General features: G+C 73.6%; 20 protein-coding genes and 1 pseudogene. 9 read left to right on the top strand and 12 right to left on the bottom strand.

The window, feature by feature from the left end; translation table 11 throughout:
- The 3 genes and pseudogenes from AB0D08_RS11800 to AB0D08_RS11790 form a co-directional block, all read right to left on the bottom strand.
- Positions 1–316 (bottom strand): annotated as a pseudogene (locus AB0D08_RS11800) (hypothetical protein); the annotation flags it as partial.
- A 323-nt stretch (positions 317–639) separates the two neighbouring features.
- Positions 640–1,275 carry a cysteine hydrolase gene (locus AB0D08_RS11795; protein WP_359888007.1) on the bottom strand — a complete coding sequence of 212 codons (636 nt, stop codon included), beginning with the start codon at positions 1,273–1,275 and terminating at the stop codon, positions 640–642.
- A 114-nt stretch (positions 1,276–1,389) separates the two neighbouring features.
- Entirely contained in the window at positions 1,390–2,004 is a 615-nt protein-coding gene (locus AB0D08_RS11790; RefSeq protein WP_359888004.1) for a TetR family transcriptional regulator, read from the bottom strand.
- A 314-nt stretch (positions 2,005–2,318) separates the two neighbouring features.
- Between AB0D08_RS11790 and AB0D08_RS11785 the strand changes: the two genes are divergently transcribed.
- From AB0D08_RS11785 to AB0D08_RS11775, 3 genes are all read left to right on the top strand, one after another.
- The gene (locus AB0D08_RS11785) at positions 2,319–3,728 is read left to right on the top strand and encodes a family 2B encapsulin nanocompartment shell protein (RefSeq protein ID WP_359888001.1); all 1,410 of its coding nucleotides are present in this window, start codon (positions 2,319–2,321) and stop codon (positions 3,726–3,728) included.
- The gene (locus AB0D08_RS11780) at positions 3,715–5,214 is read left to right on the top strand and encodes a cysteine desulfurase (protein ID WP_359887999.1); all 1,500 of its coding nucleotides are present in this window, start codon (positions 3,715–3,717) and stop codon (positions 5,212–5,214) included. Before AB0D08_RS11785 ends, AB0D08_RS11780 begins: the two co-directional genes overlap by 14 nt.
- Before the next feature lie 208 nt (positions 5,215–5,422).
- Positions 5,423–6,151, top strand: a complete 729-nt coding sequence (locus tag AB0D08_RS11775; protein WP_359887997.1) for an NAD(P)H-binding protein — start codon at positions 5,423–5,425, stop codon at positions 6,149–6,151.
- A gap of 51 nt (positions 6,152–6,202) precedes the next feature.
- Here AB0D08_RS11775 and AB0D08_RS11770 read toward each other — a convergent pair whose 3' ends face one another.
- A complete protein-coding gene (locus AB0D08_RS11770; protein WP_359887995.1) occupies positions 6,203–6,694 on the bottom strand; it encodes a hypothetical protein in 492 nt (163 codons plus the stop codon).
- A gap of 686 nt (positions 6,695–7,380) precedes the next feature.
- Between AB0D08_RS11770 and AB0D08_RS11765 the strand changes: the two genes are divergently transcribed.
- Both AB0D08_RS11765 and AB0D08_RS11760 read left to right on the top strand, forming a co-directional pair.
- Positions 7,381–11,583: a LamG-like jellyroll fold domain-containing protein gene (locus tag AB0D08_RS11765; protein ID WP_359887993.1), complete on the top strand. Its 4,203-nt coding sequence runs from the start codon at positions 7,381–7,383 to the stop codon at positions 11,581–11,583.
- A gap of 139 nt (positions 11,584–11,722) precedes the next feature.
- A complete protein-coding gene (locus AB0D08_RS11760) occupies positions 11,723–12,520 on the top strand; it encodes a hypothetical protein (protein WP_359887990.1) in 798 nt (265 codons plus the stop codon).
- A gap of 57 nt (positions 12,521–12,577) precedes the next feature.
- On the opposite strand, the gene AB0D08_RS11755 is transcribed toward AB0D08_RS11760, so the two are convergent.
- Positions 12,578–13,807, bottom strand: a complete 1,230-nt coding sequence (locus tag AB0D08_RS11755) for an acetylhydrolase (RefSeq protein WP_359887987.1) — start codon at positions 13,805–13,807, stop codon at positions 12,578–12,580.
- Between the two features lie 209 nt (positions 13,808–14,016).
- Here AB0D08_RS11755 and AB0D08_RS11750 point away from each other — a divergent pair, with 209 nt between their 5' ends.
- Positions 14,017–14,556, top strand: coding sequence for an NUDIX hydrolase (locus tag AB0D08_RS11750; protein ID WP_359887984.1), 540 nt, complete (start codon positions 14,017–14,019; stop codon positions 14,554–14,556).
- Between the two features lie 67 nt (positions 14,557–14,623).
- Here the strand turns inward: AB0D08_RS11750 and AB0D08_RS11745 are convergent, their stop codons facing one another.
- The 4 genes from AB0D08_RS11745 to AB0D08_RS11730 form a co-directional block, all read right to left on the bottom strand.
- Positions 14,624–17,200, bottom strand: a complete 2,577-nt coding sequence (locus tag AB0D08_RS11745; RefSeq protein WP_359887983.1) for a DUF6493 family protein — start codon at positions 17,198–17,200, stop codon at positions 14,624–14,626.
- The gene (locus AB0D08_RS11740) at positions 17,197–18,564 is read right to left on the bottom strand and encodes an SWIM zinc finger family protein (RefSeq protein WP_359887980.1); all 1,368 of its coding nucleotides are present in this window, start codon (positions 18,562–18,564) and stop codon (positions 17,197–17,199) included. Before AB0D08_RS11740 ends, AB0D08_RS11745 begins: the two co-directional genes overlap by 4 nt.
- A 495-nt stretch (positions 18,565–19,059) precedes the next feature.
- The gene (locus tag AB0D08_RS11735) at positions 19,060–19,863 is read right to left on the bottom strand and encodes an SAM-dependent methyltransferase (protein ID WP_359887977.1); all 804 of its coding nucleotides are present in this window, start codon (positions 19,861–19,863) and stop codon (positions 19,060–19,062) included.
- A 209-nt stretch (positions 19,864–20,072) separates the two neighbouring features.
- Positions 20,073–20,603: a hypothetical protein gene (locus AB0D08_RS11730; RefSeq protein ID WP_359887974.1), complete on the bottom strand. Its 531-nt coding sequence runs from the start codon at positions 20,601–20,603 to the stop codon at positions 20,073–20,075.
- A gap of 238 nt (positions 20,604–20,841) precedes the next feature.
- Here AB0D08_RS11730 and AB0D08_RS11725 point away from each other — a divergent pair, with 238 nt between their 5' ends.
- Positions 20,842–22,137, top strand: coding sequence for a nucleotidyl transferase AbiEii/AbiGii toxin family protein (locus AB0D08_RS11725; protein WP_359887971.1), 1,296 nt, complete (start codon positions 20,842–20,844; stop codon positions 22,135–22,137).
- Positions 22,138–22,243: 106 nt separating this feature from the next.
- Positions 22,244–22,858, top strand: a complete 615-nt coding sequence (locus tag AB0D08_RS11720) for a hypothetical protein (RefSeq protein ID WP_359887968.1) — start codon at positions 22,244–22,246, stop codon at positions 22,856–22,858.
- A gap of 154 nt (positions 22,859–23,012) precedes the next feature.
- Here AB0D08_RS11720 and AB0D08_RS11715 read toward each other — a convergent pair whose 3' ends face one another.
- The 3 genes from AB0D08_RS11715 to AB0D08_RS11705 all read right to left on the bottom strand — a co-directional run bounded on the left by AB0D08_RS11715 (position 23,013) and on the right by AB0D08_RS11705 (position 25,292).
- Positions 23,013–23,795, bottom strand: coding sequence for a PASTA domain-containing protein (locus AB0D08_RS11715; RefSeq protein WP_359887966.1), 783 nt, complete (start codon positions 23,793–23,795; stop codon positions 23,013–23,015).
- Positions 23,792–24,304 carry a SigE family RNA polymerase sigma factor gene (locus AB0D08_RS11710; protein WP_359888097.1) on the bottom strand — a complete coding sequence of 171 codons (513 nt, stop codon included), beginning with the start codon at positions 24,302–24,304 and terminating at the stop codon, positions 23,792–23,794. The genes AB0D08_RS11715 and AB0D08_RS11710 overlap by 4 nt, the downstream gene beginning before the upstream one ends.
- A 181-nt stretch (positions 24,305–24,485) precedes the next feature.
- Positions 24,486–25,292, bottom strand: a complete 807-nt coding sequence (locus AB0D08_RS11705; RefSeq protein ID WP_359887964.1) for a class I SAM-dependent methyltransferase — start codon at positions 25,290–25,292, stop codon at positions 24,486–24,488.
- Positions 25,293–25,493: 201 nt separating this feature from the next.
- On the opposite strand from AB0D08_RS11705, the gene AB0D08_RS11700 reads away from it, so the two are divergent.
- On the top strand, positions 25,494–25,775 hold the full coding sequence (locus tag AB0D08_RS11700) for a pyrimidine/purine nucleoside phosphorylase (protein ID WP_359888096.1): 282 nt from the start codon (positions 25,494–25,496) through the stop codon (positions 25,773–25,775).
- The last annotated feature ends 169 nt before the right edge of the window (positions 25,776–25,944 follow it).

Here is a 25,944-nt window from a genome sequence, read left to right as displayed (position 1 = left end):
TCAGGCAGCGGGTGTTGCCGTCGACTGCCTGTCCGTTGCGGCCGCCGCGGCCCAGCGGCCGTTCGCCCGTTCCCCGGTGGCCCCCGGAGCGGGGGGAGTGCGGGGAGTGCGGCAGGTCCTCGTTCTCGCCACCCGTGATCCTGCGCAGGTCGGCGGCGTGCTTGGCGTCGAGGTCGCGGGTGTTCTTCGCGACCTTGGTCAGGTTGTCCCCGGCCTGCTTGTAGAGCTTGCGCACCGCGGTGCCGGCGTGGTGCGCGAGGGTCGTGCCGAGCTTCTGCGCCCCGTTCTCCAGGGCCCTGACGATCCGGTTGCTCATGCGGCACCCACCCCCGCGAGCGCGGCCTCCTGGCTCTGCGCAACCCCCGGACGTGGGAGGCGGACTCCCGGACCTCGTCCCCCTGCACCGATGGCCAAGTGATGCCGGTGCGGCGGAGCAACGCCTCCGCCGCACCGGGCAGGTCGATCACCACCTCCGGGCCTCCCCCTAAAGATCCAGTACTGCGCACCAGACCGTAGCCCACGGCTCCGACACATCCCGGGTCGGGCCACCGTTCGGGCCCGGCGGACATGTCGTGCACCCACTCCGCGCAGCGCACCGCCTCTCCCCCGTCCCCGCCGACGGCGTCCGCTTGCCGGCGGTCAGTGGGCGGGGAGCGGCGCCTCGAGGGAGGCGGCGAAGGCTGCGGCGTCCGTCTCGTCGCCGAAGTGGTGGATCACGTGTTCGCGGACGTGGTCCTGCTGTGCCCGGGTGAAGGCCGCGCAGGCGTCGTGGACGACGTGGGCGGTGTAGCCGCGGTCGTGGGCCTCGCGCAGGGTGGATTCGACGCACACGTGGGTGGCGAAGCCCGCCAGGTACAGGTCGGTGACGCCGAGTCGGCGAAGGATCAGGTCGAGGTCGGAGGAGCCGGCGAAGGCGCTGGCGCCGGCGCGGCCGCGCACGACCTGCTCGCCGGGGGCGGGCCGGAAGTCCTCGGCGAACTCGACGCCCGCGCTGCCCTCGATCCAGGTGCCGGCCTTCGGGATCGCCGCGCGCAGGCCGAGTACGGCCGGGGTCCAGCTCTCCAGCTCCGGCGCGCCCGGGGTGAGGACGAGCGGCACGTGCACGACGGGAACGCCGTGCTCCCGGGCGGCGGCCAGCGCGACGGCCGCGCCGCGCACGGCGGTGTCCAGCAGGTCGCGGTCCTCGACGAGGTGGTGGAGGCGGCCGTGCGAGGGGTCGAGCCACTCGCGCTGGAACTCGATCAGGACGAGGGCGGCGTTCGGGCGTGCGGGCATGGCCGTCATGGTCGGTCTCCTGGTGCGAATGTTTCCAACTGACGAGTTGGATATTAGCGCGAGCGCACCCACATCTCCAACCCTTGAGTTGGAGATGTGGGCCCCGCAGGCCGGTCAGAGCGCGAGCCTGCGCACCATGTCCACCACGGCGGCGCGCCTCGCGGCCGGATCCGCATCCACCGCCCCGCCGATGATCATGCGGGCCAGTTGCGGCGCCGCGAACTGCCAGCCGGCGAGCGCGATCACGGCGTACAGCAGGTCCGCGGGCGGGAGTTGCACCTCACCCCTCGCGGCGTCACCGGCACCCCCGGAGCCGCGGCGGGCCCGGGAGACCGCGGCGACCTTCTCGGCGTAGTGGGCGGCCCTGCTCCCCTCCCCCGCGACCGGGGCGGAGCCGTCGCCGCACAGCGCCTCCCACTGGAGCAGGCGCAGCAGGTGCGGGTGGGCGAGGTGGTAGTCGAAGACCCGGCCCGCGTACTCCGGCAGGTCCACCGTCCCGCCGTCCGGTTCCTCCAGCGGGACGGCGGCGGCGAGTTGCTCGAGCTCGCGCTGGACCACCGCCGCGAACAGCTGCTGCTTGCCCCCGAAGTAGGGGTAGATCCGCTCCTTGTTCACTCCGGCCGCGGCCGCGATGCGGTCGATCCGCGCACCCTCGGGCCCATGTGCGGCGAACTCGTCCACGGCCGCATCGAGCAGCAGCCGCTTGGTCCTCTCGGTGTCCCATGCCATGCCCCCAAGCATACGAAGCCACCAACCGGCGGGTTGGAATGCCCTGCCGCCGACTCCTCGACGACCCACATCCAAGCGGCGCTTTCGAACATCCCACTGCCCCTTATGGCCCGATATCACTCGTTCGAGTGAGTTTGATGACCCCCGCGCCCACTGGTGCGCACCGGAACCAATCGGGGACGATCGAACACGCTCGCAGCCGCGCAATCCGCCCGCAACAATCTCCGTGAAGCCCGGAGCGTGACCACATCTCGCCTCCACGGCAAGCAAGTTGACGTGTCATCAGATCTCTTACTCACGGATAGGGACGCGCCATGACCACCGAGACCGCTCCGCAGAACCAGCGGAGCCTCAGCACCTCCGCCGCAAGGAACCTGGCCACCACCACCAAGACCGCGCCGCAGATGCTCGGCATCACCCCGCGCTACCTGCTGCGGGTGCTGCCCTGGGTCGATCTGGAGGCCGGCGTCTACCGGGTCAACCGCCGGCGGGGCTTCATCCTCGGCGACGGGCTGATCGGCACCTTCACCGACGGCGGCGGCGAGGCCCGGGTGATCGCCGAGGACCTGCGCGAGATCGTCTTCCTGCGCGACCTGGACAGCTCGATGCTGAGCGCCCTCGCCAACGGCTTCGTCCAGCGCGAGGTCGAGCCCGGTGAACTCATCGCCGGCGCCGACACCCCGCCCGGGCAGTTGCACGTCATCACCTTCGGCCGCGCCGAGAAGCGCGCCACCGGCCAGTACGGCGAGGACGCCCTGCTCTCCGTCCTCGGCGACGGCGACTACTTCGACGACGGCGCCTGGGTGCGCGGCGAGCCGACCCCGTACCAGGTCCGGGCCCTCACCCCGTGTACGGTGCTCTCCCTCGAGCACCGGATGCTCGCCGAACTGGCCGACCGGGAACCAGCGTTGCGGGCCCGCCTGGACGCGTACGCCGCCGACGGACAGGGCCCGGCCGACCGCGAGCACCCGATCGACCTGACCTCGGGCCACAGCGGCGAACCCGAGCTGCCGCAGACCTTCGTGGACTACGAGGAGTCCCCGCGCGAGTACGAGCTGAGCATCGCGCAGACCGTGCTGAAGGTGCACACCCGGGTCTCCGACATCTACAACTCCTCGATCGACCAGGTCCAGGCACAGCTGCGGCTGACCACCGAGGCGCTGCGCGAGCGCCAGGAGTGGGAGATGCTCAACCACCCGGAGTACGGGCTGCTCAACAACGTCGTGCCGACCCAGCGGGTGCACACCCGCAAGGGCTCGCCGACCCCGGACGACATGGACGAGCTGCTCACCCGGGTCTGGAAGCAGCCCGCGTTCTTCCTGGCCCACCCCCGGGCGATCGCCGCGTTCGGGCGCGAGTGCACCCGGCGCGGGGTACCGCCGCAGATCGTGGAGCTCTTCGGCAGCCCGTTCCTGACCTGGCGCGGCGTACCGCTGCTGCCCTCCGACAAGCTGGACCTCAGGGGTTCCAGCAACTCCGCGCCCGGCACCACCAACATCCTGCTGATGCGGGTCGGCGAGGCGGAGCAGGGCGTGGTGGGCCTGCGGCCGTCGAGCGTCCCGGACGAGGTCGAGCCGGGCCTGTCGGTCCGGCCGATGGGCGTCGACCGCCGGGCCATCACCTCGTACCTGGTGACCAGCTACTTCTCGACCGCCGCGCTGGTGGACGACGCCGTCGCGGTGCTCCAGAACGTCGAGGTGTCGAACTACTATGACTACTCCTGACGGCAGCGGCGCCGGCACCGCGACCGCCCAACCACCCTGGGGCTCCCCGCAGTCGGGCACGCTTCCGCCGCCCGAGGCGCCGCCGCTGCCGGCCGCGCTCGCCCACCTGGCGGGCGGCCCCCGGTACTGGCTGCCCGAGCAGCCGGACCGGGAGACCGCCACACCGCCATCGGCAGCCGCACCTTCCGGCGGCACGCCGCCGACCGCCCCGACCGCCCCGACGCCCCCGGCAGCGCCGCCCGCCGCACCGCCGGGCGGATTCGACGTCGAGGCCGTCCGGCGGGACTTCCCGCAGCTGCACCGGGAGGTGAACGGCCGCCTGCTGGTCTGGCTCGACAACGGCGCCACCACGCTCAAGCCCCGCCAGGTGGTCGAAGCCGTCGGCGAGCACTACGCGATGGGCACCTCCAACGTCCACCGCGGCGCGCACACCCTGGCCAAGCAGGCCACCCAGGTCTACGAGGAGGGCCGGCAGGCCGCCGCCGACCTGCTCGGCACCCCGGACCAGGGCGAGATCGTGTTCGTCCGGGGCACCACCGAGGCCGTCAACCTGGTGGCGCAGAGCTGGGGCCGGGCCAACCTGGGGGTCGGCGACGAGATCCTGGTCTCGGCCGCCGAACACCACTCCAACCTGGTGCCCTGGCAGCTGATCGCCGCCGAGCGCCGGGCGCGGATCCGCCCGATCCCGCTGCTCCCCGACGGGCAGTTGGACCAGGACGCCTACCGCGACCTGCTCGGCTCCCGCACCAGGATGGTCGCGCTCACGCACGCCTCCAACGTGCTGGGCACCGTCCCGCCGGTGGCCGAGATGACCGCGCTCGCCCACCGGTACGGCGCGAAGGTCCTGGTGGACGGCGCGCAGGCGGTGAGCCACTTCCCGGTCGACGTCACCGCGCTTGACGCCGACTTCTACGCCTTCTCGGGGCACAAGATCTTCGCCCCGACCGGTATCGGCGTGCTGTTCGGCAAGCGCGAGCTGCTGGAGGCCATGCCCCCGTGGCAGGGCGGCGGGAACATGATCGACTCGGTCGGGTTCGAGGAGACCACGTACGCCCCGGTCCCGCACCGGCTGGAGGCCGGCACCGGCCACATCGCCGGCGTGGCCGGGCTGCGGGCCGCCCTGCAGTACCTCGCGGCGCTGGACCGCGAGGCCGCCACCGCCTACGAGGAACAGCTCACCGCGTACGCGATGGCGGCGCTGGCCACCGTCCCCGGTCTGCGCCTGATCGGCAACGCCCCGGGGAAGATCGGCGTGCTGACCTTCCTGCTCGCCGGGGCGGACCCGATGGCCCTGGCCGGCGCCCTCGACCAGCAGGGCATCGCCGTGCGCGCCGGTCACCACTGCGCACAGCCGGCGCTGGCCGCCTTCGGGCTGCAGGCGGCGGTACGGGCCTCGCTGGCCCTGTACAACACCGTCGAGGACGTGAACTCCCTGGTGGCGGCCCTCCAGGACGTCCAGGCCCGGTCGGCGGCGTCCGCCGGATAGCCCGAGCGGTCGATCACGGCGGGCCCCGGTCCCGGAGCCGCACGGCGCAGCGCGCGCCGGGCGGCTCCGGGACCGGGCGCGCTCCGGCGCCGGTCCCCGACTCCGACCACGGCGAACAGCCGGTTCGGCCCGGGCGCGTGGCGCGCCCACAGCTGCGGCCAGGTGCCATATGCCATATTGCGGACATACTCCCGACGAAAGGCACGTCATGAAGGTCGCGGTCATCGGCGGTACCGGGCTGATCGGGTCACAGGTCGTCAGGGATCTGAACGCCGCCGGGCACGAGGCGGTGCCGCACTCACAGTCCACCGGGGTCGACGTCATCAGCGGCCAGGGGCTGGACGGGGCGGTCGCGGGGGCCGACGTCGTCGTCAACCTGACGAATTCCCCGACCTTCGACGAGGCGTCCCTCGCCTTCTTCCAGACCTCGATGGACTCGCTTCTGGGCGCAGCCCGGAAGGGTGGTGTCGGCCACTTCGTCATCCTGTCGATCGTCGGCGCGGACCAGGTGCCGGAGCTGGACTACTACCGGGCGAAGGTCCTCCAGGAGAACATCCTCGCGGCCGGGCCGATCCCCTACTCGATCGTGCGGGCGACGCAGTTCATGGAGTTCATGGCGGCCGTGCTGTCCTGGACCGCCGACGCGGACACCGTCCGGCTGCCCGCCACGCCGATCCAGCCGATCGCCGCCGCGGACGTGGCCGCCGCGGTGGCAGAGGTCGCCGTGGGCAGCCCGCTCGGCGGTATCCGCAACATCGCCGGCCCCGAGATCCTCCCCCTGGACGAGCTGGGCCGGATCACCCTGTCCCGCAAGGGCGACCACCGCACCGTCGTCACCGACCCCACCGCAGGCATGTTCGCCGTCGTCAAGGGCGACGTCCTCACCGACAGGGACGCCCGGCTCGCCCCCACCCACTACGCGGACTGGCTCTCCTGACCCACCCGCACCCGCGCACCCCGGGAGGGCGGTTCGCCGGACCGGCGGGAGTCATCCGCCGGGACGGCCTGCGGCACCTAGGCTGCGAGGGGGCAGGACCTCGATGATCTCGGCGATGCCGGCGGCGGAGCGCACCTCGTGCATGGTGATCACATCACCGGGTTCCAGATGCCGCCACCGCCCGGGCCGCAGGGGAGCCAGGCGGACGTCCGCTGTTCCTCCCGGGCCGAGCTGCGGCGTGAACTCCACCCAGAGCCGGGCGGTGTCCAGGTCCTGCTGCCCGGCTGCGGTGCGGTGACCGATGTCCCACAGTGGCCTGAGCCGGCCGTCCCCGGCGAAGGGACCCTGGCGTCCGCCCTCGTCCGCCCCCAGCAGGGTCAGGATCGCCCGGATCGTGCCGTGCTCGACCTCCCAGGCCCGCCATTCGCACCAACGCCGGCTGCTCTCCATCCTCATCTGCCGAGCGGCTTCGGCGAGCTTCTCCCAGAAGGCGACGGGCACCGGACGGACATCCGCGATCTCGATGAGCACATCGAGCGCCATCTCCCACTCCTGGAGCCGGATATCCCCCCGGACGTCCGGACCGTCCGGCCGTTCTCCGCCGCGGCGTCCTCGGCCAGGAGGTCGACGGCCTGCCGGATCAGTGTGAATGCGTCATCCATGCCCTGGATTGTCGCCCGACCGCGGGCCCTTGTCACAGCTGACCGGCACGGCGCAGCGGCCCGCGACCCGCCCTGGCACCCCGGGGGCTCTCCCCGTCGGCCCGTCAACTGGCCCGATCCGGCAGGAGCCGAATCGGATCGGTGCCGCTCGGGCTCGTCCGCGACGCCTCGGCGCAGGCTGCGCGCGGCCGCTGGCGCGCGGCATTTCCGCCGATTCCGACGGCACGTCACCAACCCGTGTGACTTAGCGCACATTTTACCTGCACATTGTCCAGATTTGGCAGACATGGTCGCGCTTGCTCCACCCGAAACGCACCGGGTCGACCCCCTTGACCTCGCGCTTTTGTTGACACCCGCTTCGATGGTTCACGAAGATCTGCTTCGCATTAGAAGATCTTAAGAATTCGGGGATGAGAAGGCGTGGCAAGAACAGAGTGGAGACGGGCGACGCGGGCGTGGATAGCCGCGACCGTGGCTGCCGGAGCGCTGGTGGGCTCCGGTCTGCTTCCGGTCGGCGCGTACGCCGCTGACGGAGCTTCGGCCGATCCGGCGAAGGCGGGCGTGGGCGTGACCTCGACCGACGCGGCCGAGGTCGCGGCGGTGGCGGAGGCCAAGCGGTCGGGGAAGCCGGTGGAGGTGGCTTCGAAGCGGACCGAGACCAGCGACGTGGTCGCCCAGCCGGACGGCAAGCTGGTGGCGACCACGTACGTGCAGCCGCACCGGGTCCGCAAGCCCGGCGGCTGGGTGGACATCGATCCGGCGCTGGCCGTGCGCGCGGACGGTTCGGTGGCGCCGAAGGCCGCGACGGCGGACGTGGTGTTCTCCGGCGGCGGGGGCTCGCAGCCGCTGGTGCGGATGGCCTCGCAGGGCAAGGAGTTGAAGCTCAACTGGCCCCACGCGCTGCCGAAGCCGGTGGTGGAAGGCAGCACCGCGGAGTACCGCTCGATCCTGCCGGACGTGGACCTGAAGCTGACCGCGACCCGGACCGGCTTCAGCCAGATCCTCGTGGTGCACACCGCGGCGGCGGCGAAGAACCCGGAGCTCGACCAGCTGCGCCTGGGCCTCAAGGGCGACGGCCTGACGGTCAAGCAGGCCACCGACGGTTCACTGACCGCGGTGGACCGCAACGGTGGCGGGACCGTCTTCGAGGCGCCCACGCCGGTGATGTGGGACTCCTCCGGCCCGGCAGCCGCCGCCCAGGCGGCACCGGCGGCGAAGGCCAGGAGCCTCGCCGCGCCGGCCCAGGAGTCCGCCGCGCTGCCCGCACCGGACCTGCTGCCCGGTGAGGGTGCGAAGGTCGCCCGGATCAAGGTCGACCTGCCGGCCGCCCAGGACAAGCTGGTCCTCACCCCGGACCAGGCGATGCTGGACGACCCCGCGACGGTCTTCCCCGTCATGATCGACCCGGCCTGGAACACGCCGAACGCCGCCGACTGGACAGGCGTGTCGCGCTACTACGCGTCCCAGTCCTACTGGCACTTCACCTACAACAGCACCTACGTCCACGACTGGGGCGTCGGCTACTGCGGCGACTCGAGCCGCTGTGCGCCGTCGGACGTGAAGCGGGCGTTCTTCCAGATCCCGACGTCGACGTTCATCGGGAAGCAGATCCTGAGCGCGGAGTTCGGCACCTACGAGAGCCACTCCTGGTCGTGCTCGCCGAGCAACATCGAGCTGTGGAACACCGGCTGGGTGTCCTCGGGCACGAACTGGAACGCGCAGAACGCCTCGGGCTTCTGGAGCCGCAAGCTGCAGACCATGAGTGCGGCCAAGGGCTGGAGCGGTAGCTGCCCGGGCGGCTGGCTGGAGTTCGGCGGTACCTCGGGCGGCGTCAAGGACCTGGTCCAGGACGCCGCGAACTGGGGCTGGTCCTGGACCACCTTCGGGCTCAAGGCCGAGAACGAGGGCGACTCCAACAGCTGGAAGCGCCTGACCGACGACGCCTTCCTGCGGGTGCACTACAACCTGGCGCCCCGTCAGACCCTGATGAGCGGTCTGACGATGTCCCCCGGCAGCTGCCTGTCGACCGGCGTGACGATCAACAAGTGGCCCCAGATCACGGCGCGCGCCGACGACCCGGACGGCGAGGCCATCGGCGTCCAGTTCGCGGTCGGCTGGGACGACGGCACCGGCTTCGCCCGCCGGTGGTGGTCGACCGGGTCGGCGGGTGCGGCACCGGCGGCGGACACCTTCAAGGGGTCGGGCTCGCAGTTCTCGCTCACCGTCCCGCCCATGCCCGCGGCCGCCAAGGGCGCCTACGGCTGGGAGATGAGGGCCTGGGACGGCGCGAGCTGGGGGCCGTGGTCCTCGGTCGGCGACGCGACCAACTGCTACTTCCGCGTCGACACCTCCGCGCCCGACGGGCCGGCCGTCACCTCGGCCTCCTACCCCGGTTCGAAGGACGGCGCCGCGGCGCTGCCGTGGACGGACGGCGTCGGCAAGTACGGCGCCTTCACCATCGACTCGGCGGCCACCGACGTCGTCAAGTACCAGTGGGGCCTGGACACCACGGCCTCCGCGGCCCACGAGGTCGCCACCACCGCGGGCGCACCGCAGACCGTCGACGTGCTGCCGGAGACGCCCGGTGTGCACACCCTGTCGGTGCGGGCCCTGGACAAGGCGGGCAACGCCTCGCAGCCGGAGACGTACTACTTCGGCGTCCTGAACGGCCAGCCGCAACGCACCGGCTGGACCATGGACGAGTCCTCCGGTACCGCGCTCGCCGGAACCGGCGCCCGGATCGACGCCACCAAGGGCAGCGCGGCGGTGACCGGGTCCCCCGGGCACCTGGGTACGGCGGCGGCCTTCAACGGCACCTCCGGCTCCTACGCCACCACCCAGGGCGCGGTCCTCGACACCACCAAGAGCTTCACCCTCTCCGCGTGGGTCTACCTGACCGACGCCACCCACAACCGCATGGCCGTCGCCCAGGAGGGGACCTACATGTCCTCCTTCAGCCTGGGAGAGCGGGACGGCAAGTGGGCCTTCGTCAGCACCACCAAGGACAGCGCCGGCTACGCCTGGCAGATCGCCGCCTCGCCGACGCCCGCCCCCCTCAACACCTGGGCCCACCTGACCGGCGTCTACGACTCCGCCAACCAGACCATGGCGCTGTACGTCGACGGGGTCCCCACCGCGACCATTCCCGCTCCGGTCAGCTGGAGCGCCCGCGGGCCGCTGGACATCGGCCGCCTCGCGTACCGGGGCGACTTTACGGACTTCTGGGCCGGGACCCTGGACGAGGTCAAGGTCTGGGACCGGCCGCTCGCCGCGGCCGAGGCCGTCGCGGTCGCAGCCGACCGTCCGCTGGCCACGGGCCTGCCCGCCAAGGCGGTCTGGCACCTCGACGAGGACGCCGCCGCCGCGACGGTGGCCGGCTATCCGGAGTCCGATGCCCTCACCACGTCGGGAGGCGTCCAGACCGGCGTGCCGGGCACGGCCGGCAAGGCGGTCCACTTCGACGGGACGACCGGCTACGCACGCACCGTGCGCCCGCAGGTCGACGGGACGCGGAGCTTCTCGGTGTCGACGTGGGCTCGGCTGCCGCAGCCCGCGGCGGGCGACACCATCGCCAAGATGGCGGTCACCCAGAACGGGCAGCACAACAACGAGTTCTCGCTGTACTACTCGGCCTACGGCAAGAAGTGGATCTTCGGCCGGTACAAGGAGGACACCTCCGCGGACACCCTGGTCCGGGCCGCGCAGCCGGACTGCACCGCCGGTACGACGGTGAACGGGGTGCCCTGCTTCTCCGGCACCGACAACCAGTGGGTGCATCTGCTGGGTGTCTCGGACGCGGTGGCGAAGAAGACCCGCCTGTACATCAACGGCTTCCTGGTCGGCGAGGCGGACTACACGCAGACCGCACCGTGGAGCAGCCCGGGACCGCTGCAGGTCGGCGCGGTCAACCGGGAGGGCGCCAACGCCGAGTTCTTCGGCGGCGACCTGGACGACGTGCGGATCTACGACCGGGTCGTGACGGGTGCGGAGGCGGCCGACCTGGTCGCGCAGCGTCCGCAGCTGGCCGGCCGGTGGAAGCTCAACAGCGTCACCGGCACCGCGAGCCCGGGCGAGGGTCCGGCGAAGCCGGCCGCGCAGCTCGGCGGGGGCGCCACCATCAACGCCGGTGGCGGTCTGTACGTCAACACGGGCACGCTGCAGCTGAACGGCACCACCGCCCACGCGGCCACCGGCGCCGCTCCGGTGCACACCAACCAGAGCTTCACGCTGGCGGGTTGGGCGAACACCGCGGGCTCCCCGACCCGGGACATGACCGTGCTCTCGCAGGGCGGTACCACCGGTGACGCGGCCACGCTGCGCTGGCACTACCTCAAGGACGACCCGAAGACGGGTGAGCACCTGGGTGAGTGGCAGGCCGTGCTGGCCGGTACCGACGCGGCGGGCGCCGCCCGGACCATCGTGGTGCACTCCCCGGTGCCGTCGGTGCTGGAGAACTGGACGCATCTGGCGCTCACCTACGACGCGCTGTCCAGCCGGCTGAGCCTGTACGTCAACGGTGACCTGGAGAACCAGGTCTGCACGACCGGCGCGGCGGACTGCACCAGCCGGACCTCGTGGGCCCAGGCGGTGCGGCCGTTCGACGCCACCGGCGGCCTGCAGTTCGGGCGGGCGAAGGCCACCGGCACGTTCGGTGAGTACTTCTCCGGCGAGCTGGACGACGTGTGGGCGTTCCAGGGCGTGCTGAGCGCCGCCCAGATCGCCCGACTCGCGGACTACAACACCGAGTTGGACAGCACCACCGGTCCCTGACCGGTTGACGGGCGGCCCTGCGCGGGCCGGGTGGCTGCTGCCACCCGGCCCGCGCAGCCGTTCTCCGGCGGCCGAGCGCCGGATCCGCTCCGGTAGGGTCGGTGACGAACCGATGGGCGAGGGCCGGGGGTGCTGGGCGATGGCGAGTGACGCGGGCCTCCTGGTACGGCGCCGCACGGGCGACGCCCTCACCGTCCGGCAGGTGGCCACGGCGCTGGGCCTGCCGGATGACCCGTCAGCCGTACGCTGGCAGCGCACGACCGGACCGGACGGGTCGCTGTTCGGCCTCCGGATGAGCACCGAACCGGGCGACCTGCTCGGTCCCGCGGTCGGCGAGTCCTCGGCCGAGTGGCCGGCGGAGCGCCCCTACGACTGCTACCTCCACGTCACGATCGACCAGACGGCCGGCGAGGACGGGGACAGCACCGCCGCCCTGCGGGCGTTCTGCCGGTCGGCGGTGTCGCGGCTGCACGGTGCGTGGCCCGGTCTGGAGACCGCCTTCGGCCTCGATGCCGACGGCTCCTACAGCTACCGGATCGACCCGCGTGAGGTGCGCGGGACGGAGATCGAGCTGTGGCTGGGGAGTGCGGCGCAGCCGGCCGTCCCCTTGTTCTCGCCGGCCGGGGCGGCGGACCGGGCGGCGGCGGCCGACCGGCCCGGGCCGCGGTTCCACGCGTGCCCGCCCGGTCGGTTCATCCCCGATGCGGAGTCGGCGGGCGACGCGGTGACGGAGACCTTGGCCCTGCGTGCCGGACGGCCGGGCTTCCGCGCCGCCGCACGGACGGCGGGCTGGTCCGGGGCGCCGGAGGCGCTGCCCGGCTTCACCGAGCGGCTGCTGACGGAGTGCGGGGCGGCTTTCGAGGAGTTCGACCTGGCGCTGTGGGTCGATGGCCGGCTGTGTCGGAACGAGGTCGCGGTGCGGGTCGGCCTGCCGTGACCTGACCCTGTCCGGGGCGGGCCGGGCGCCTGGTCCTGGGCCGTCCCTCCCGGGTGCTCAGGGGAGGAACGTCACCGCCGGGAAGGCCGGGGACGGCCCGTCGAGCAGGTGCCCGTGGCGGTGGCGCAGGTGCTCGTCGAAGAACGCGAGCGGGTACGCCTGCTGGATCCTCACCCCCTGGTCGGGGTCGAGTGTGCCGATCGCCGCCTGGAGCTGCTGCGCACTCCATCCGAGCAGCGTCGCCACCTGGGCGAACAGGGCCTCGTTGTCACCGTACGACACGTGGACGGCGCCCTCGGCCCGGACGTCCAGCCGCCACCCGCGCAGGTGCGGCCAGAACGCGGCCGCGGCGGGGTCCGTGGCCCGGGTGAAGTCCGCGGTCATCATCATGAACGGCCGGTCCAGGTCGCCGGTCAGCGGCGGGTTCATCACCATCGGCCCGTCGAGGCTCAGCCCGGCGCGGATCCGCCGGTCCGCCAGCGCGGCACAGGCGGTGGCCGTCCCTCCCTTCGACCAGCCGAACGCGCCCATGCGGTCCGGGTCGAGGGAGCCGAGCAGGCCGGCCGGCAGGGTCCGCCGGTCGGCATCCGGATTGCACCCTGCGGCGAGCTGTTCGACGCAGTCGAGGACGAAGCGGAGGTCCGCGGCGAAGTCCCCCGGCAAGGTGGGGGCCTGCTGGTCGCGGTTCGGGACGGTGATCCGGCCGTCGGGGAACTCGGTGTACGTGTCGTACTGGTGGGCGATCGTGACGACCGCGTAGCCGTGGCTGGCGAGCTCCTGGACGATGATCGTGTGGTCGCCCTGGTGGCTGTGCGCGCCGTGGGAGTAGACGAGGACGGGCAGCCGTGGGCCCGAGCGCCGCACCGGGGCGCCCACCCGGCCGGCGGTGAGGGGCGCCAGCGGGGCCAGGGCACCGAACCCCGCGTCGGTGAGGTACGCCTGGAGGGCGCCGGCCGGCATCCAGGGCGCCGGCGGGTACCCGTCGACGTTCCTGGCCGGGTACCAGACGGCGGCCATCAGCTCGCGGAAGTGCCCGGGCCCCGCGATCCCGTCCGGGCGCGACCGGTCGACGAGGCGCAGCTGGACCGTGCCCACCGGGTACGGCCCGGTGGGTGCGGGAAGCGTGAGCCGCGCCGGGGCCGGAGCGGGATCCGCCGGGGTGGCCGGGGCGGCCCAGGCGGGAGCGGCGACGGCGGCGAGCGGCACGGCGGCTCCCGCGGCCAGCGCGGCTCCCAGGACACGGCGGCGCGGCATGCTCGTCCGGCTGTTGAACGGCGTGATGGTCAAGGGTTCCCCTCCCGAGGTGACGGATCGTCATTCGTGCCGCAGCGGATATTCGTTGGGCACGAAGGAACGCTGTCACGCGCCCTTCCCGTCCGGCATCGGACCGTCGATTGACGCTCGCCCGGGCATCGGCCCACGGGACTACGTCCTGGGGCCGATGCGGCCGGCCGACGGGTCCGGTAGATCTGCCCGCCGTGCCGTACGGTCCTGCCATGACGACCGACATCGCGGCGTGGCGCGAACTCGAACGTACCGCCGTGTTCAGCAGGTTCGGACGGTCCGTGGACCGCGTCGGCTTCGAGCTGCCCGACGGGGCGCGGGAGGAGTTCTACCTCAAGCGTGAACGCCCGGCCGCCGCCGTTCTCGCGCTCACCGCCGACCGGCAGGTCGTCCTCGCCCGCCAGTACCGGCCCGGCCCCGCCCGCGTGCTGTACGAACTCCCCGGCGGGATCGTCGAACCCGGTGAGCGGGCCGCCGAGGCCGCCGCCCGGGAGCTGCTGGAGGAGACCGGCTACCAGGGCGAGATCCACCTGGCCGGTCCGTACTGGCAAGACGCCTACTCCGACGCCCTGCGCCTCGCCTTCTGCGCCACCGACTGCGTCAAGGTCGCCGAGCCCGCCCCGGAGCGCACCGAGTTCATCGAAGTGGTAACCCTCCCCCTGCCCGAGTTCCGCGCCACCGTGCTCCGCAGCGGCGCGATGACCGACACCGCCGCCGCCTACCTCGCTCTGGACCACCTCCACCTCCTGTGACCCCGGCCGGTACGGGCGGGACCGGCGCAGCGGCCTCGCCCGCCCGCGCCGCCGTCCTCGCCCCCCATCAGCCTGCCAGGACGTCCCGCAGGGCCGCCGCCTCCCGCACGGCGCGGCCGGCGCCGCCCCGGCCGGCGACGGCAGTGACCTCGGCGATCGGCCCGCGGGCGCCGCTGCGGCGGGCGCAGTCCGCGCCGAGGGCGAGCAGGTCGCCGGGCCTGGCCTGGTCCTGGGCCAGCAGGCCGGGCAGCAGCGCGGCGAGGACCGTCCACACGGTGCTGTACGCCCCGGTGTCGGCCGCTGCGCGCAGCGACTCGGCCAGCCGGGCCGGCTTGACCGACCCGAGGCGGATCAGCTCGGCGCTCTCGCGGCCGAGCAGGTCGCCGTCCAGGTCGCCGCGGGCGGCCAGGACCAGCAGGGCGTCCACCGCGGCGGTGCGGTCCTCCCGGTGGCGGGCGCCGAGGCCGTGGCCGACGGCGAGGTGGACCGCGAGGCCGGCCGGGCCGTCGGCCTCCGCCAGGTACGGGAGCACGGCGGCGGCGCCGCGGTCGTCCTGGTCGGCGGCGGCGGCCACGACGTGCAGCAGCCGCGCGGCGGTCTCCTCGCGGTGGTGCGGCAGGACGGCCGCGCGGTGGGCGTCCGTCCAGGGCGACCAGTACGAGCGGCGGTGCCGCTGCTCGGTCGGGCCGAGCAGGCGGGCGGTGTCCCGCGGGAGGCCGGTCGCGAGGGGCGAGCCGTCCTGCCGGGCCAGCCTGCGGGTCGGCACCGCCCAGGGCAGCAGGGTCTCGGCGGCGGTGACCTCCGCCCTGGAGGCCTGGTGCGGCAGCCCGCCGGTGCGCAGCCAGGCCGCGAGCCGCTCGCCTTCCGGCGACTCCAGCCGGGCGGCCGCGGCGAGTACCTCGGGGTCGCCGGTCGGGGTGACGCGCAGCAGTGCCTGGGTGAGGTCGACCGGGCCGGGGGCGGTGCCGCGGTGCTCGTAGCCGGCGAGTCGCTCGACCAGGGTGGCCGCGTCGAGCGCGCCGGTGGCGGCGGTCGGGGTGGCGAGCAGGTACGGGACCGGGCGGGTGGCCAGCCGGTGGACCGTCTCCTCGATGCGGGAGGCGAGGTGGTCGGTGAAGCCGCTGCCTTCGTCGTGGCCGCGCAGCCGGTCGTCGCGGCCGCGGATCACGGCGAGTGCGCGGGGGACGGAGGTCGCCGTGGCGGCTTCGGCGACGGGGTGCAGCGGGTGCCAGGAGTTGCGGCCCAGGACGGGCGCGAGCGCTTCGGCGAGCGCGGCCCGGTCCTGCCAGGCGTGCCGTACCAGGCCGTCCAGGGTGCGTTCGAAGGTGACGGGGTCCTGGTCGCCGGCGAGTACCGCGCCGAGTTCCTCGGCGAGTTCGGCCGGGGTCGCGACGGGCGGCGGCACGGGCCGCGGGGCCGGTACGGGTGGGAGCAGTTCCCGGTGCGCCTCGGTGGCGATCTCGGTGCCGAACAGCTGCGCGGCGCGGGCGTGGTGGGCGGGGTCGAGCGAGGCTGCGGCCTCGCGCAGTGCCGGGAGGACGGCGGTGCCGGCCACCGGGAGGTGACGGGCGATCACCTTGAGTGCCTGGTCCTGGAGGCCGCGGTCCCGGTGGCCGAGGGCGGCGGCCGCGGCCAGTACCACCGGTCCCGACCGGTCGCGTGCCGCCCGGGCGGCGCGGTCGAGCCAGCCGAGCTGGGCGCGGACGAGCTTCTTCTCCGGGCGGAACAGCAGGACCCCGGAGGCCTGCTCGAGCGCCTCGTCGGGCAGCCGGCCGGCGCTCTCCAGGCCGGCCAGCACCTGCTGGGCGTGGCCGGCGAGGGTGGAGGGGCCGTCCAGCAGGCCGAGCAGGGTGGGGACGTGTGCGGTGTACTCGTCCTCGGTGGGTGCGAAGGTCTTGAGCACGGTGAGGAACGGCCGCAGTTCGGCGGGCCGGCCGCCGCGCAGCAGCCGGGCCAGGCAGCGGGTCAGCAGGTCGGCGCGGTCCAGGATCCCGTCGTCGGCGAGCCGGGCCAGGACGGCGGGCCAGCGCTGTGAGTCGTCCTTCGCGGCCCACGGCCCTTCCAGGTCGGTGCCGATCTCCGCCACCTCGAACAGGCGGGGTGCGAGCGCGGGGGTGAACGGGTCGGCGGCCAGCCGGGCGTGCAGGTCGGTGCCGGGCGGCAGGGCGCCGCTGCGCTGGTCGGGGCGGGCCCGCTCGCCGACCCACTGCACGACGAAGGGGTCGGCGGTCGGTACGGGGCAGCCGAGCCGGTGGATCAGGTTCTCGAGCAGGAGGAAGCGTTCGGACCAGCGCCAGCCGGGGGCGCGCCGTTCGGCGAGGCGGGCGACCACGGCGGTCCGCCACTCGGCCGGTTGGCGCTCCAGCACCGCCAGCAGCGCCGGGTCGCGCCAGCCTGAGCAGTCCTCGAACGCCCGGCCGCCCAGCCAGTCGGCGACGGCCGACGGCGCGGTGTGGCAGCCGGCGCCGGCCACCAGCAGCGCCGTCCAGGCACCGGCGGAGGTGTGCCGGCTCCGCCCGTACTCGGTGCGCAGGGCGCGCAGCGCGGGCAGCTCGCAGCGGCGCTGCTCCGGGGTGAGGGTGGCGATCAGCTGGGCGGTGCGGGTGGTGCGGCCGCGGCGCACCAGGTCGGTCAGCTCGCTCACCGGGCGTCCTCCGTCCGGGCGGCGCGGGCCAGGCCGACGGCGAGCACGTGCTTGCACGGGCCGCGTCCGCCGCGGTACTTGGCCCACCACAGGCAGGTGCAGCCGAGGGCGCCGTCGGCGCCGGTGCGCACGTGCTGGACGTGGTCGCCGACGGTGACGACGGCGCGTTGGTCCTCCAGCCGGACGGCGCCGGCGGCGTGCAGGGCGCGGGCGGCGGTCAGCCGCGGGTTGTGGGCCTCGGCGTGGCCGGTGGTGTAGGGCAGTGCGCGGTGGAAGTAGGCGGCGTCCGCGGGGTCGTAGCCGATCCGGCCGGCGGTGCCGAGGCGGGTGAGTGCGGCGCGCACCCGGCTGACGGGGATCGCGGCCTGTTCGGCGAGTTCGGCCGGGTCGATCCGCGGGTCCCAGGCGAGCAGGGCGGCGACCAGGTCGGCGTCGTCCGCGGAGCCTTCAGCGGCGAGGGCGTCCAGCACTCCGCCTTCGCCGGAGAAGCCGCGGGTGGCGTCCGGGGAGAGGGTGAGGGTCAGCCGCATGCCGGGCAGGACGATCTCCCAGGCGGACGCGGCGGGGCCGTTGACCTGGGCCGGGCCGTAGATCCGCAGGGCGAGGGCGTGCCGCAGGACGCGTTGGAGTGCGGCCAGGCGCTCGGGGCCGGGCAGGCAGACGGCGCCGGGGACGGGACGGGCGGTCGGGCGCAGCGTGCGGCCGGCCGGGACGACCCACCCGGGCGGGGCGGAGCGGTCGCCGCCGCGGGGCAGGGCGCGCAGGAAGCGGACGGCCTCGGCGGCGGGGAGTTCGGCGCGGAGTTCGAAGGTGGCGGCGATGACCTGGGTCTCGGCGAAGCCGCGCAGCCAGCGTTCGGGCAGCGGGACCTTCTTCTCCACCAGGGGCCCGTCGAGGGTGGTGACCTCCAGGGCGTCGGGGCCGACGGCGAGGTGCAGCGGGTCGGTGCCGCCGAGCCGTGACAGGCTCTCCCGCAGTGGGTTGTTGATGTCCACGTTGGTGGTGCCGTGGTGGACGTCGCCGCCGTCGAGGCCGTCGGCGAGGACGTCGAGGCGGGCGTGGACGCCGCAGCAGCCGGAGAAGGACTCGAAGCGCAGCCGGTCGCCGTCCGCGGTGACCACCGGGTCGAGCGAGGCGCGCAGGCGGGGCTGGTGGTAGCGGGCCGCGGCGATGTCGGCGACCGTGAGGAGGGCGGCGGCCGCGGCCGCGGGGGAGGTCAGGAAGCCGCTGAAGAAGCGGGGGTTGGCGGCCTGGCCGAGCGGGGTGGCGCCGCCGGAGGTCTCAAGGGCGAGGCTGCGTCCGTCGGTGTTCTGCCGCACCGCGGAAGGGCGCAGGTAGGCGTAGGTGTGTACGGCTTGCGTCATGCCGAGGACGGTAAGGCGGGTCACTGACACCGGCCCCCGTGGCGGGGTTCCCGACGGGCGGCGGTCGGCCGGCGTGGTGACCCTTCGCGGGTGCATTTGCGACCGACGCGGGCTCAGGAAGGCCCCGCAGTGGCCGACACCACAGGGACCTGGCATGAACCCGGCATAAATCCGGCCTCGGCCGGGTACAACGGAGTACGAGGAGATGGACCCGGCCGGCACTCCCCCACGGAATACACAGCCGGGCCCAGCAGGTCACCACGGCCGCCCCAGCGCTCCCCCCACGGAGCGCGAAGGCGGCCGTCTCCACGACCTGCCACCACCACTGAGCGTACATGCCAAAGATACGCGCCGCTACCACCCCCCGACCGGACGTTCGGTGACGGCCCCTGCGGCGGCGCCCCTGCAACGGGTCGCACCTCGCCGACGCACCCTCAGCCGACCACGGCCACCGCCATGCAGCAACGGCCCACCGCCGGTGCGCCGGTGCGCCGCCTACGGCCTGTGGGCGACGCCGCCGGCGATGCACCGCTGCGCCGCGTTCAGCTCCCCGGCCCGCGGGCCATCGGGCCGCCAGTCGGCGCACCGCACCAGGCCCGGGTCGACCATCTCCAGGCCGTTGAACAGGTCCTGCAACTCGGCCCTGGTGGAGAAGGTGCCACTGCCCATCATGCTGTGCAGGAACATGTCCTCCATCTTCCGGGCGGTCGCGCTGTACTCGTCCTCCGGGTCCAGGAAGTGACTGATCGCCACGTAGGAGCCGGGCGCAAGAGCGTCGAGGTAGCCGCGCATGATGTCCCTGCGGGTGCGCAGGTGCTCGCCGTTGTAGTGGTGCAGCGTGCCCAGTTGCAGCAGCGCGATCGGCTTGCTCCAGTCCAGGTGGGACGTCACCACCTCGTTCCGCAGCAGCTTCTCCGGCTCGAAGATGTCCGCGGCGACGACGACGGCCGTCCTGCTCCCCTCCAGCAGCGCGCGGCCGTGGGCCAGCACCAGTGGATCGTTGTCCACGTAGACGACCCGCGCGTCCGGATCGATCCGCTGCACCACCTGGTGGGTGTTCTCCGCGGTCGGCAGGCCCGAACCGCAGTCCAGGTACTGGGTGATACCGGCCTCGGCGGCCAGGAACCGGCACGCGCGGATCAGGAAGGCCCGGTTCTCGACCGCCAGGTCGGCGGCCTCCGGCGCGGCCTTCCGCACGCCGCGGACCACCTCACGGTCCACCTCGTAGTTGTCCTTGCCGCCGAGGAAGGCGTCGAACACCCTGGCGATACTGGGTTTCGTCGGATCGACATCGGACATTGCGCTCGACATACGGGCCTCACGGTCGGTCTCGATCGGATCGTTCGGTCGACGGACCCTAATCCGGCGAGGGCGCCGAAGTCGGCAGCGCTCGCCGCCACTGTGCGGAAGCCACCCGATGGTGTGACCAACAGCAGTTCCAGGCCCGGCGGTTCGACGCCGGGCTGGTCGTCGACCTCGTCCGCCTCCTCGAGCCTCTCGCCGATCGCCTACCTGACGGCCGGTTCGTCGGCCACCTCGAGGTGGTAGGTCACCTCGACGCGGAAGTCCTCCGGCGTCGCCGACTTGAACCACAGCACGTACTGGCCGGGCCTGAGCGGCTCGATGCTGCACCAGTGTCCCCACGTCGATCGGGGCAGGCCCCGCGACCAGTACCACCCGGCGGAGGTCTCGTGCAGCGGCAGCGGTGAGCCGTTGAGGTCCGCCTTCGCGACGGCCAGTTGCATCCGCGGCGCCCCGAGGGGAGCCAGCAGCGCCGTGATCTCGTAGGTGAACACGGGGAAGAACAGCGGCGTCCCCGCCGGCACGCGGCACCGCCGCTCGGCCCGCCCACCGAACGTCCCCGCCAGGAACCACACGTCGGCCGCCTGGCCCCACGCCGCGTGTTCCCCGGTCCGGTCCCGCACGGGAGAGTGCCCGGCCGGCGCGGAGAACGCCCACTTCCACCAGCGGGCGGCCAGATCGCGGCGCCGCCGCCCGGCGTCCCCCGTCGGACCGGATCCGGTGACCGTGGTTTCCAATGCGCTTCCCCCTCAACAGCTTCGAACCTGCCGACGTGGGCGACCCTATACGGGCAGCACACGATCAGCCCGGCCGGACAGGTGCGGCACCCCCGGCGACGAGCCGAGCAGGCCAGCGGTCTGATGGCCCGGCCCCCGCGGGCGCCGGTAATCCGGTTCCGGCGGGAGCAGGCCGGCCGCTACCGTGATCCACGGCCGGGGCCGGGACATGCCGGCCCGGGAGAGGAGCGCAGCACCCATGAACGACATCCGGACCGGCCTGCAACGCGGAACCGTGCCGCGTTCGGTGCCGGCGCCCCACCTGCCGGGGCTGGGTCTGCCGCTGACGCTGCGTCCGGTCGACGACGACCGCGCCACGCAGGCGGCCGTGTTCGATCCGGCGCTCACGCAGCACCCCAACGCCTTCCGCGCCGCCGACCCGAACTTCACCGACCCCGCGCTGTCGACCGCCTGGTACGCGGCGCGCCGACGCGCCATGGACCTGCTGCTCGCGGCCGTCGCCGACTCCCCCTGGGCCGGGCACCTGGTCGTGCGCGGCAGCGTGGTACTCCGCGCCTGGTACGGCGACGCCGCCCGCGAGCCCGGCGACCTGGACTTCGTGGTCGTCCCGCGGGAGTGGCGGATCGAGGAGGACCGCACCACCGACCTGCTGCAGGGCATCGCCTGCGCTGCGGAGGCGGCGAGCACTGCAACCGTGCGGTTCCGCGCGGCCGAGGCGGTCAGCGAGGAGATCTGGACGTACGACCGGGTACCCGGGAGGCGACTGGTCCTGCCCTGGCACGCCGACGGGCTGCCGGGCGGTGCCGTGCAGCTCGACTTCGTCTTCAACGAACCGCCGACGGTGGCGCCCGAGCCCGTCCTGCTGCCCGCCCTGGACGGCCCCGGTGCCCGGCTGGCCGCGGCGACCCGCGAACTGTCGCTCGCGTGGAAACTGATGTGGCTGGTCTCCGACATCCACCCCCAGGGCAAGGACCTCTACGACGCCCTGCTGCTCGCCGAGTCGACCCCGCTGCCCTACCAGGTGCTGCGGGACGTCTTCGCCACCGGCGAGGCCCACTACGCCGAACACCCGGTGGACGCAGACACGATCGCTGCCCTCGCCGACCGCCTCGGACCCGGGCGACACCACTTCGAGCGGGAGTACCCGCACCTCGCCGCGGCGACCGCCGACGCCCTGCCGCGCCTGGCCACGGCTCTCACCCCGACCTTCGCCCGCACCGACCCCACCCCTCTCGGGCCCTGGTGGGCACAGGGCTGGATCGAACGCCTGCGCCCGGCCCACGCGGAAGGGGGACTGGAGGCGGTCCAGGCCCTGCTCCTCCACTCGGGAGCATCCTTCCGGCTCGCCCACCGTCTGACCCGAACGCTGCTCAACGCCGCCGCCTGGGCCGCGCCCGCGGACGTGTCCGGGGCCGCGCCGGACGGGACGGCACTCGCCGAGGCGATGCTGCGTTGCCCGGCGTGGCAGTACTGGGCCGAGCAGGTCCGCGACGGCAGGACCACCATCGACCGGCTGCTGCAACGGCTGGGCTGACCTGCGAAATCATGTGACGGGCGTTCGCACGTCCGTGTTCTAATACGCTGTCACGCCGTCCACGCACCACCTGCAGGTGCACGTCAGACCGGAGCACGACCGGCCGATGAACGCTGTATGCCCCCACTGCACCGAGTCCGACCGGACCGTCAGCGTGCCGCACGCCCTGATCGACACCGGCGACCCGCTCCCGGCAACGGAGCACGGCCTACTCCTGCCACCCCCGCCCCCACCCCCGGTGCGGGCGACGGCCGAGCGCAGCAGGCCCGCCATGGGTCTCTACATCGCGGCGGCCGTGGTCACCGCCCTGTGGCTGAAGAACCTTGCCGGTGACCTATCCGATCTGCAGGACGCCAGCCCCGCCTACCGCCTGGGCTACCTCCTCGGCCCACTGTTCCTGTCCGTGCCCCTCGCGGTGGCCGGGCTCGTTGTGCAGCTGTCGACGAGACGACGGCGGGTCAAGGCGGCCGAGGACGGTGCCGCGAAGCAGTTCGCGGTCTGGGAGAGGCGCCACCGGGTCTGGCAGGCGGCCTGGCTGTGCCGCCGATGCCTGGTGGCGTTCTTCCCGAAGGGGGCCATCAGCCCGGGCTTCCCCGCCTCACCGCCCATCGCGGTGGCGCAGCTCCCGATGTGGGTGACCACCACGGCCGAGCGCGAGTTCGGCGTACCGGAGCCGGCCGCGCGCAAGTTCGCCTCGGCGGAGCCGGCCGCGCCGCACTGAGCGCACGGAGGCCGACGGCCCGGCGGAACAGCCCTCGGCCCTGAGGCCACGGCAGCCGGGCGCCGGTGCGGCGACCATGCTCCCCGCCGACGGGGATTCCCGGCCGCCACCGCAGAGCCGAGGGCCGGGCCTCTGAAGGACCGCCGGTGCTGCGCTACCCGCAGACGGTCAGGTCGACGGACCTTCCCTCCCTGAGGGACTGGGCCACGACCACGCCGGCCGGGGCGGTGCAGTCGTCCGGCTTGTCGGTGATCACGCCGAGGGTCAGGCCCGGCGTCCCGGTCAGGATCCGCTTCGCGTCGTCGACGGTCCTGCCGACCAGGGCGGGGAGGACGGCCTGGCCGGGGGCGCCTGCGGCGCTGCAGACGATCACGTCGATCGCGGACCCCAACTGGACCTCCGTCAGCCGCCCGACGCCCGGGGAGACGGGCGTCACGGGGGGCGGGCTCTGGGCGATCACCGTGCCCGCGGGCTGGGTGCAGCCGTCCTGTTCGGTGACCTTCCCCACCTTGAGTCCCGTCATCCGACCGGAATCCGAAGCCAGCGACGCCACGTCCCTGCCGATGACCGCCGGTACGGTGGCGTAGCCCGGCCGGGGAACGACCTGGCCGGGCGACTGCACGATCCGTGTCGGGTTCCCGGGCAACGACGGCAGGGGCGAGGGTGTGTCGGAGGCGGCCGCGTTCACACCCGCCGCCGGGTTCTGCGGCGAGCCGGAGACGGCCGCCAGGGCGGTGCCGCCGCCGATCACTGCGATCGTGACGGCAAGACCGACTCCGGCCGTCAGCGGCTTGCGGCGGGCCCGGCGCCGGATGGCGGTCGCGTCGAAGCGCGGGGTGCCGGACGTGTCGGCGAAGTCGTTCATGGCGTCGACCAGTTCCTGTTCGAAGGCGGAGATTTCGGCGCAGCCGGAGGGCTGCGGCTCGTGACGGGTCATCGGAGACCTTCCGTTGTGTGCCGCGAGGACAGGTCGAGGGAGACGGGGAGCTGGGTGCGGAGCCGGTCGAGTCCGCGGGCGAGCTGCGACCGCACGGCGCTCGGGGAGATCCGCAGATCGGCTGCGATCTCGGTGTCCGACATGTCGTGGAAGTACCGCAGCACCACGACCGTGCGCATGCCCATCGGCAGGCGCTGCAACGCCCGCACCAGCTGGTCCCGGCTGTCGACGCGCCCGTACTCGTCGCCCGGCGCCGCCGCGTCGGCAACTTCCAGTTCGGGCGGCCTGCGCCGCCACCGCCGCCAGCGGTCGTTGGCCAGGTTCACCATGATGCGGCGCACGTACGCCTCCGGGGAGTCCGCCGCAGCGATCCGACGCCACCGGCGGCAAGCCCGCTCCAGCGTCTCCTGGACCAGGTCCTCGGCCGCCTCCCGGTTGCCGGTCAGCACGTACGCTCCCCGGTAGAGCACGGCCGACCGTCCGGCGACGAACGCGTCGAACGACACCACCGCATCCGGCCCGACGAGCGCCGGAGCCGGTTCGGGCGACTCAGTGGCGAGATCCACACGCCCTCCTTCCTGTCACCCCTCCCTGACGACGGCGCACACCGTTCTGCTGCACGGGCGCGATGAGACGCACACCACACCTCGGAACGCCCGACTCCCGGGCCGGACGCCGACGGTCGCGTGGTCATCGACCGGGAGCGGTCCCGTCGGCCTGCAGCACGAAGAACAGGAAGCAGAGGAAGCGCGGCTTGGCCGCGATGGCCTCGGGGAACAGGTCGCGGGCGGCCGGGTCGGGCTCCGGCTCGCTGATGACCGTGATCCGGAAGCCTGCCGCGGTGAAGGCCTCGACCATCGCGTGCAGCGGCCGGTGCCAGAGACCGATCAGGGCGGTGCGGCCGCCCATGGTCCACTCCTCGGTCCAGTTGGTGGTGTCGAAGTAGCCGTACTCGGCCTGGCGGCCCGCCTCGCGATGCATGAGGCTGACGGCGAAGGGATGGTCGACGGATGCGATCAGCCGGCCGCCCGGCCTGAGTACGCGGCGCAGCTCGGCCAGCGCCGGTCCCCAGTCCTCCAGGTAGTGCAGCACCAGCGACGCGACCACATCGTCGAACGCGTCGTCGGGGTAGGGCAGCGGGCCGCCCAGGTCGGCCACGCGCAGGTCCGCGCCGTCGCCGAGCCGTCGGCGGGCCAGCGCCAGCATCCCGGCGCTCGCGTCGAAGCCGCTCACGACGGCGCCGCGCTCGCGCAACGCCGCGAACAGCGCCCCGGCGCCGCAGCCCGCGTCGAGGATCCGCCGGCCGGTCACGTCCCCGGCGAGGGCGAGCATCGCGGGCCGCTCGTAGTGCGCGTTGACGAGGTTGGTCTCGTTCTCGGCCGCGTACCCCTCCGCGAAGCTGTCGTAGTCGTTGACCTTCGGCGGGTCCGCGGCCGCCGCTGACGGCGGGGTGGACCCGGTGGGGTGCGCGTGCTCCGGCTGTTCGTCGGCTGTCATGGTGCGAGGGACGTGGGTTGCCGCAGCCCGGTTCCTGCCCGGCGCCGCCCCGGGCCGGGTCCGCTGCCCGGACGGCGGGCGGTTCCGCAGGGCGAGACGGGCCGTCGGCCGCGACGGCTCCGCCGGTAGCTTTCCCCCGCCGGCAATCAGCACGCGGCGAGCGGCCCGGTCGTTCCCGCCCGTTCCCCGAGAGGGATGCCCATGTTCATGGTCAACGAATACTTCGACGGCACGGTCAAGTCGATCGCCTTCCAGCAGGAGGACGGGCGGGCGACCATCGGTGTGATGGCCCCCGGCGACTACCGGTTCGACACCGCGGGCCCGGAGACCATGCACGTGATCAGCGGTGCCCTGACCGTCAGGCTGCCCGGTGCCGACGACTGGCGGACCTTCGCCGCCGGCACCCGGTTCGACGTCCCGGGCACCAGCACCTTCGACCTCAAGGTGGAGTCCGACACCGCCTACCTCTGCGAGTACCGCTGACTGCACCGGCCGGCCGCCGTTGACCTGGCCGCTCGTCGCGCCGGGGCGGAACCCGGCGGGCGGGGCGGGCGTGCCGGGCACGGGGGCCCGGCGTGGCAGCGATACCGTCACCGGGTGACGGGGGTCGACGCTGGCCGGTGGTGGTACCGGTCGAGGAGACGACCGCCCG

The organism is Kitasatospora sp. NPDC048540 (assembly GCF_040651175.1).
Lineage (GTDB): Bacteria > Actinomycetota > Actinomycetes > Streptomycetales > Streptomycetaceae > Kitasatospora.
The sequence above is the reverse complement of the archived record's forward strand: the minus strand, read 5'-3'. Positions and strand labels throughout refer to the sequence as shown.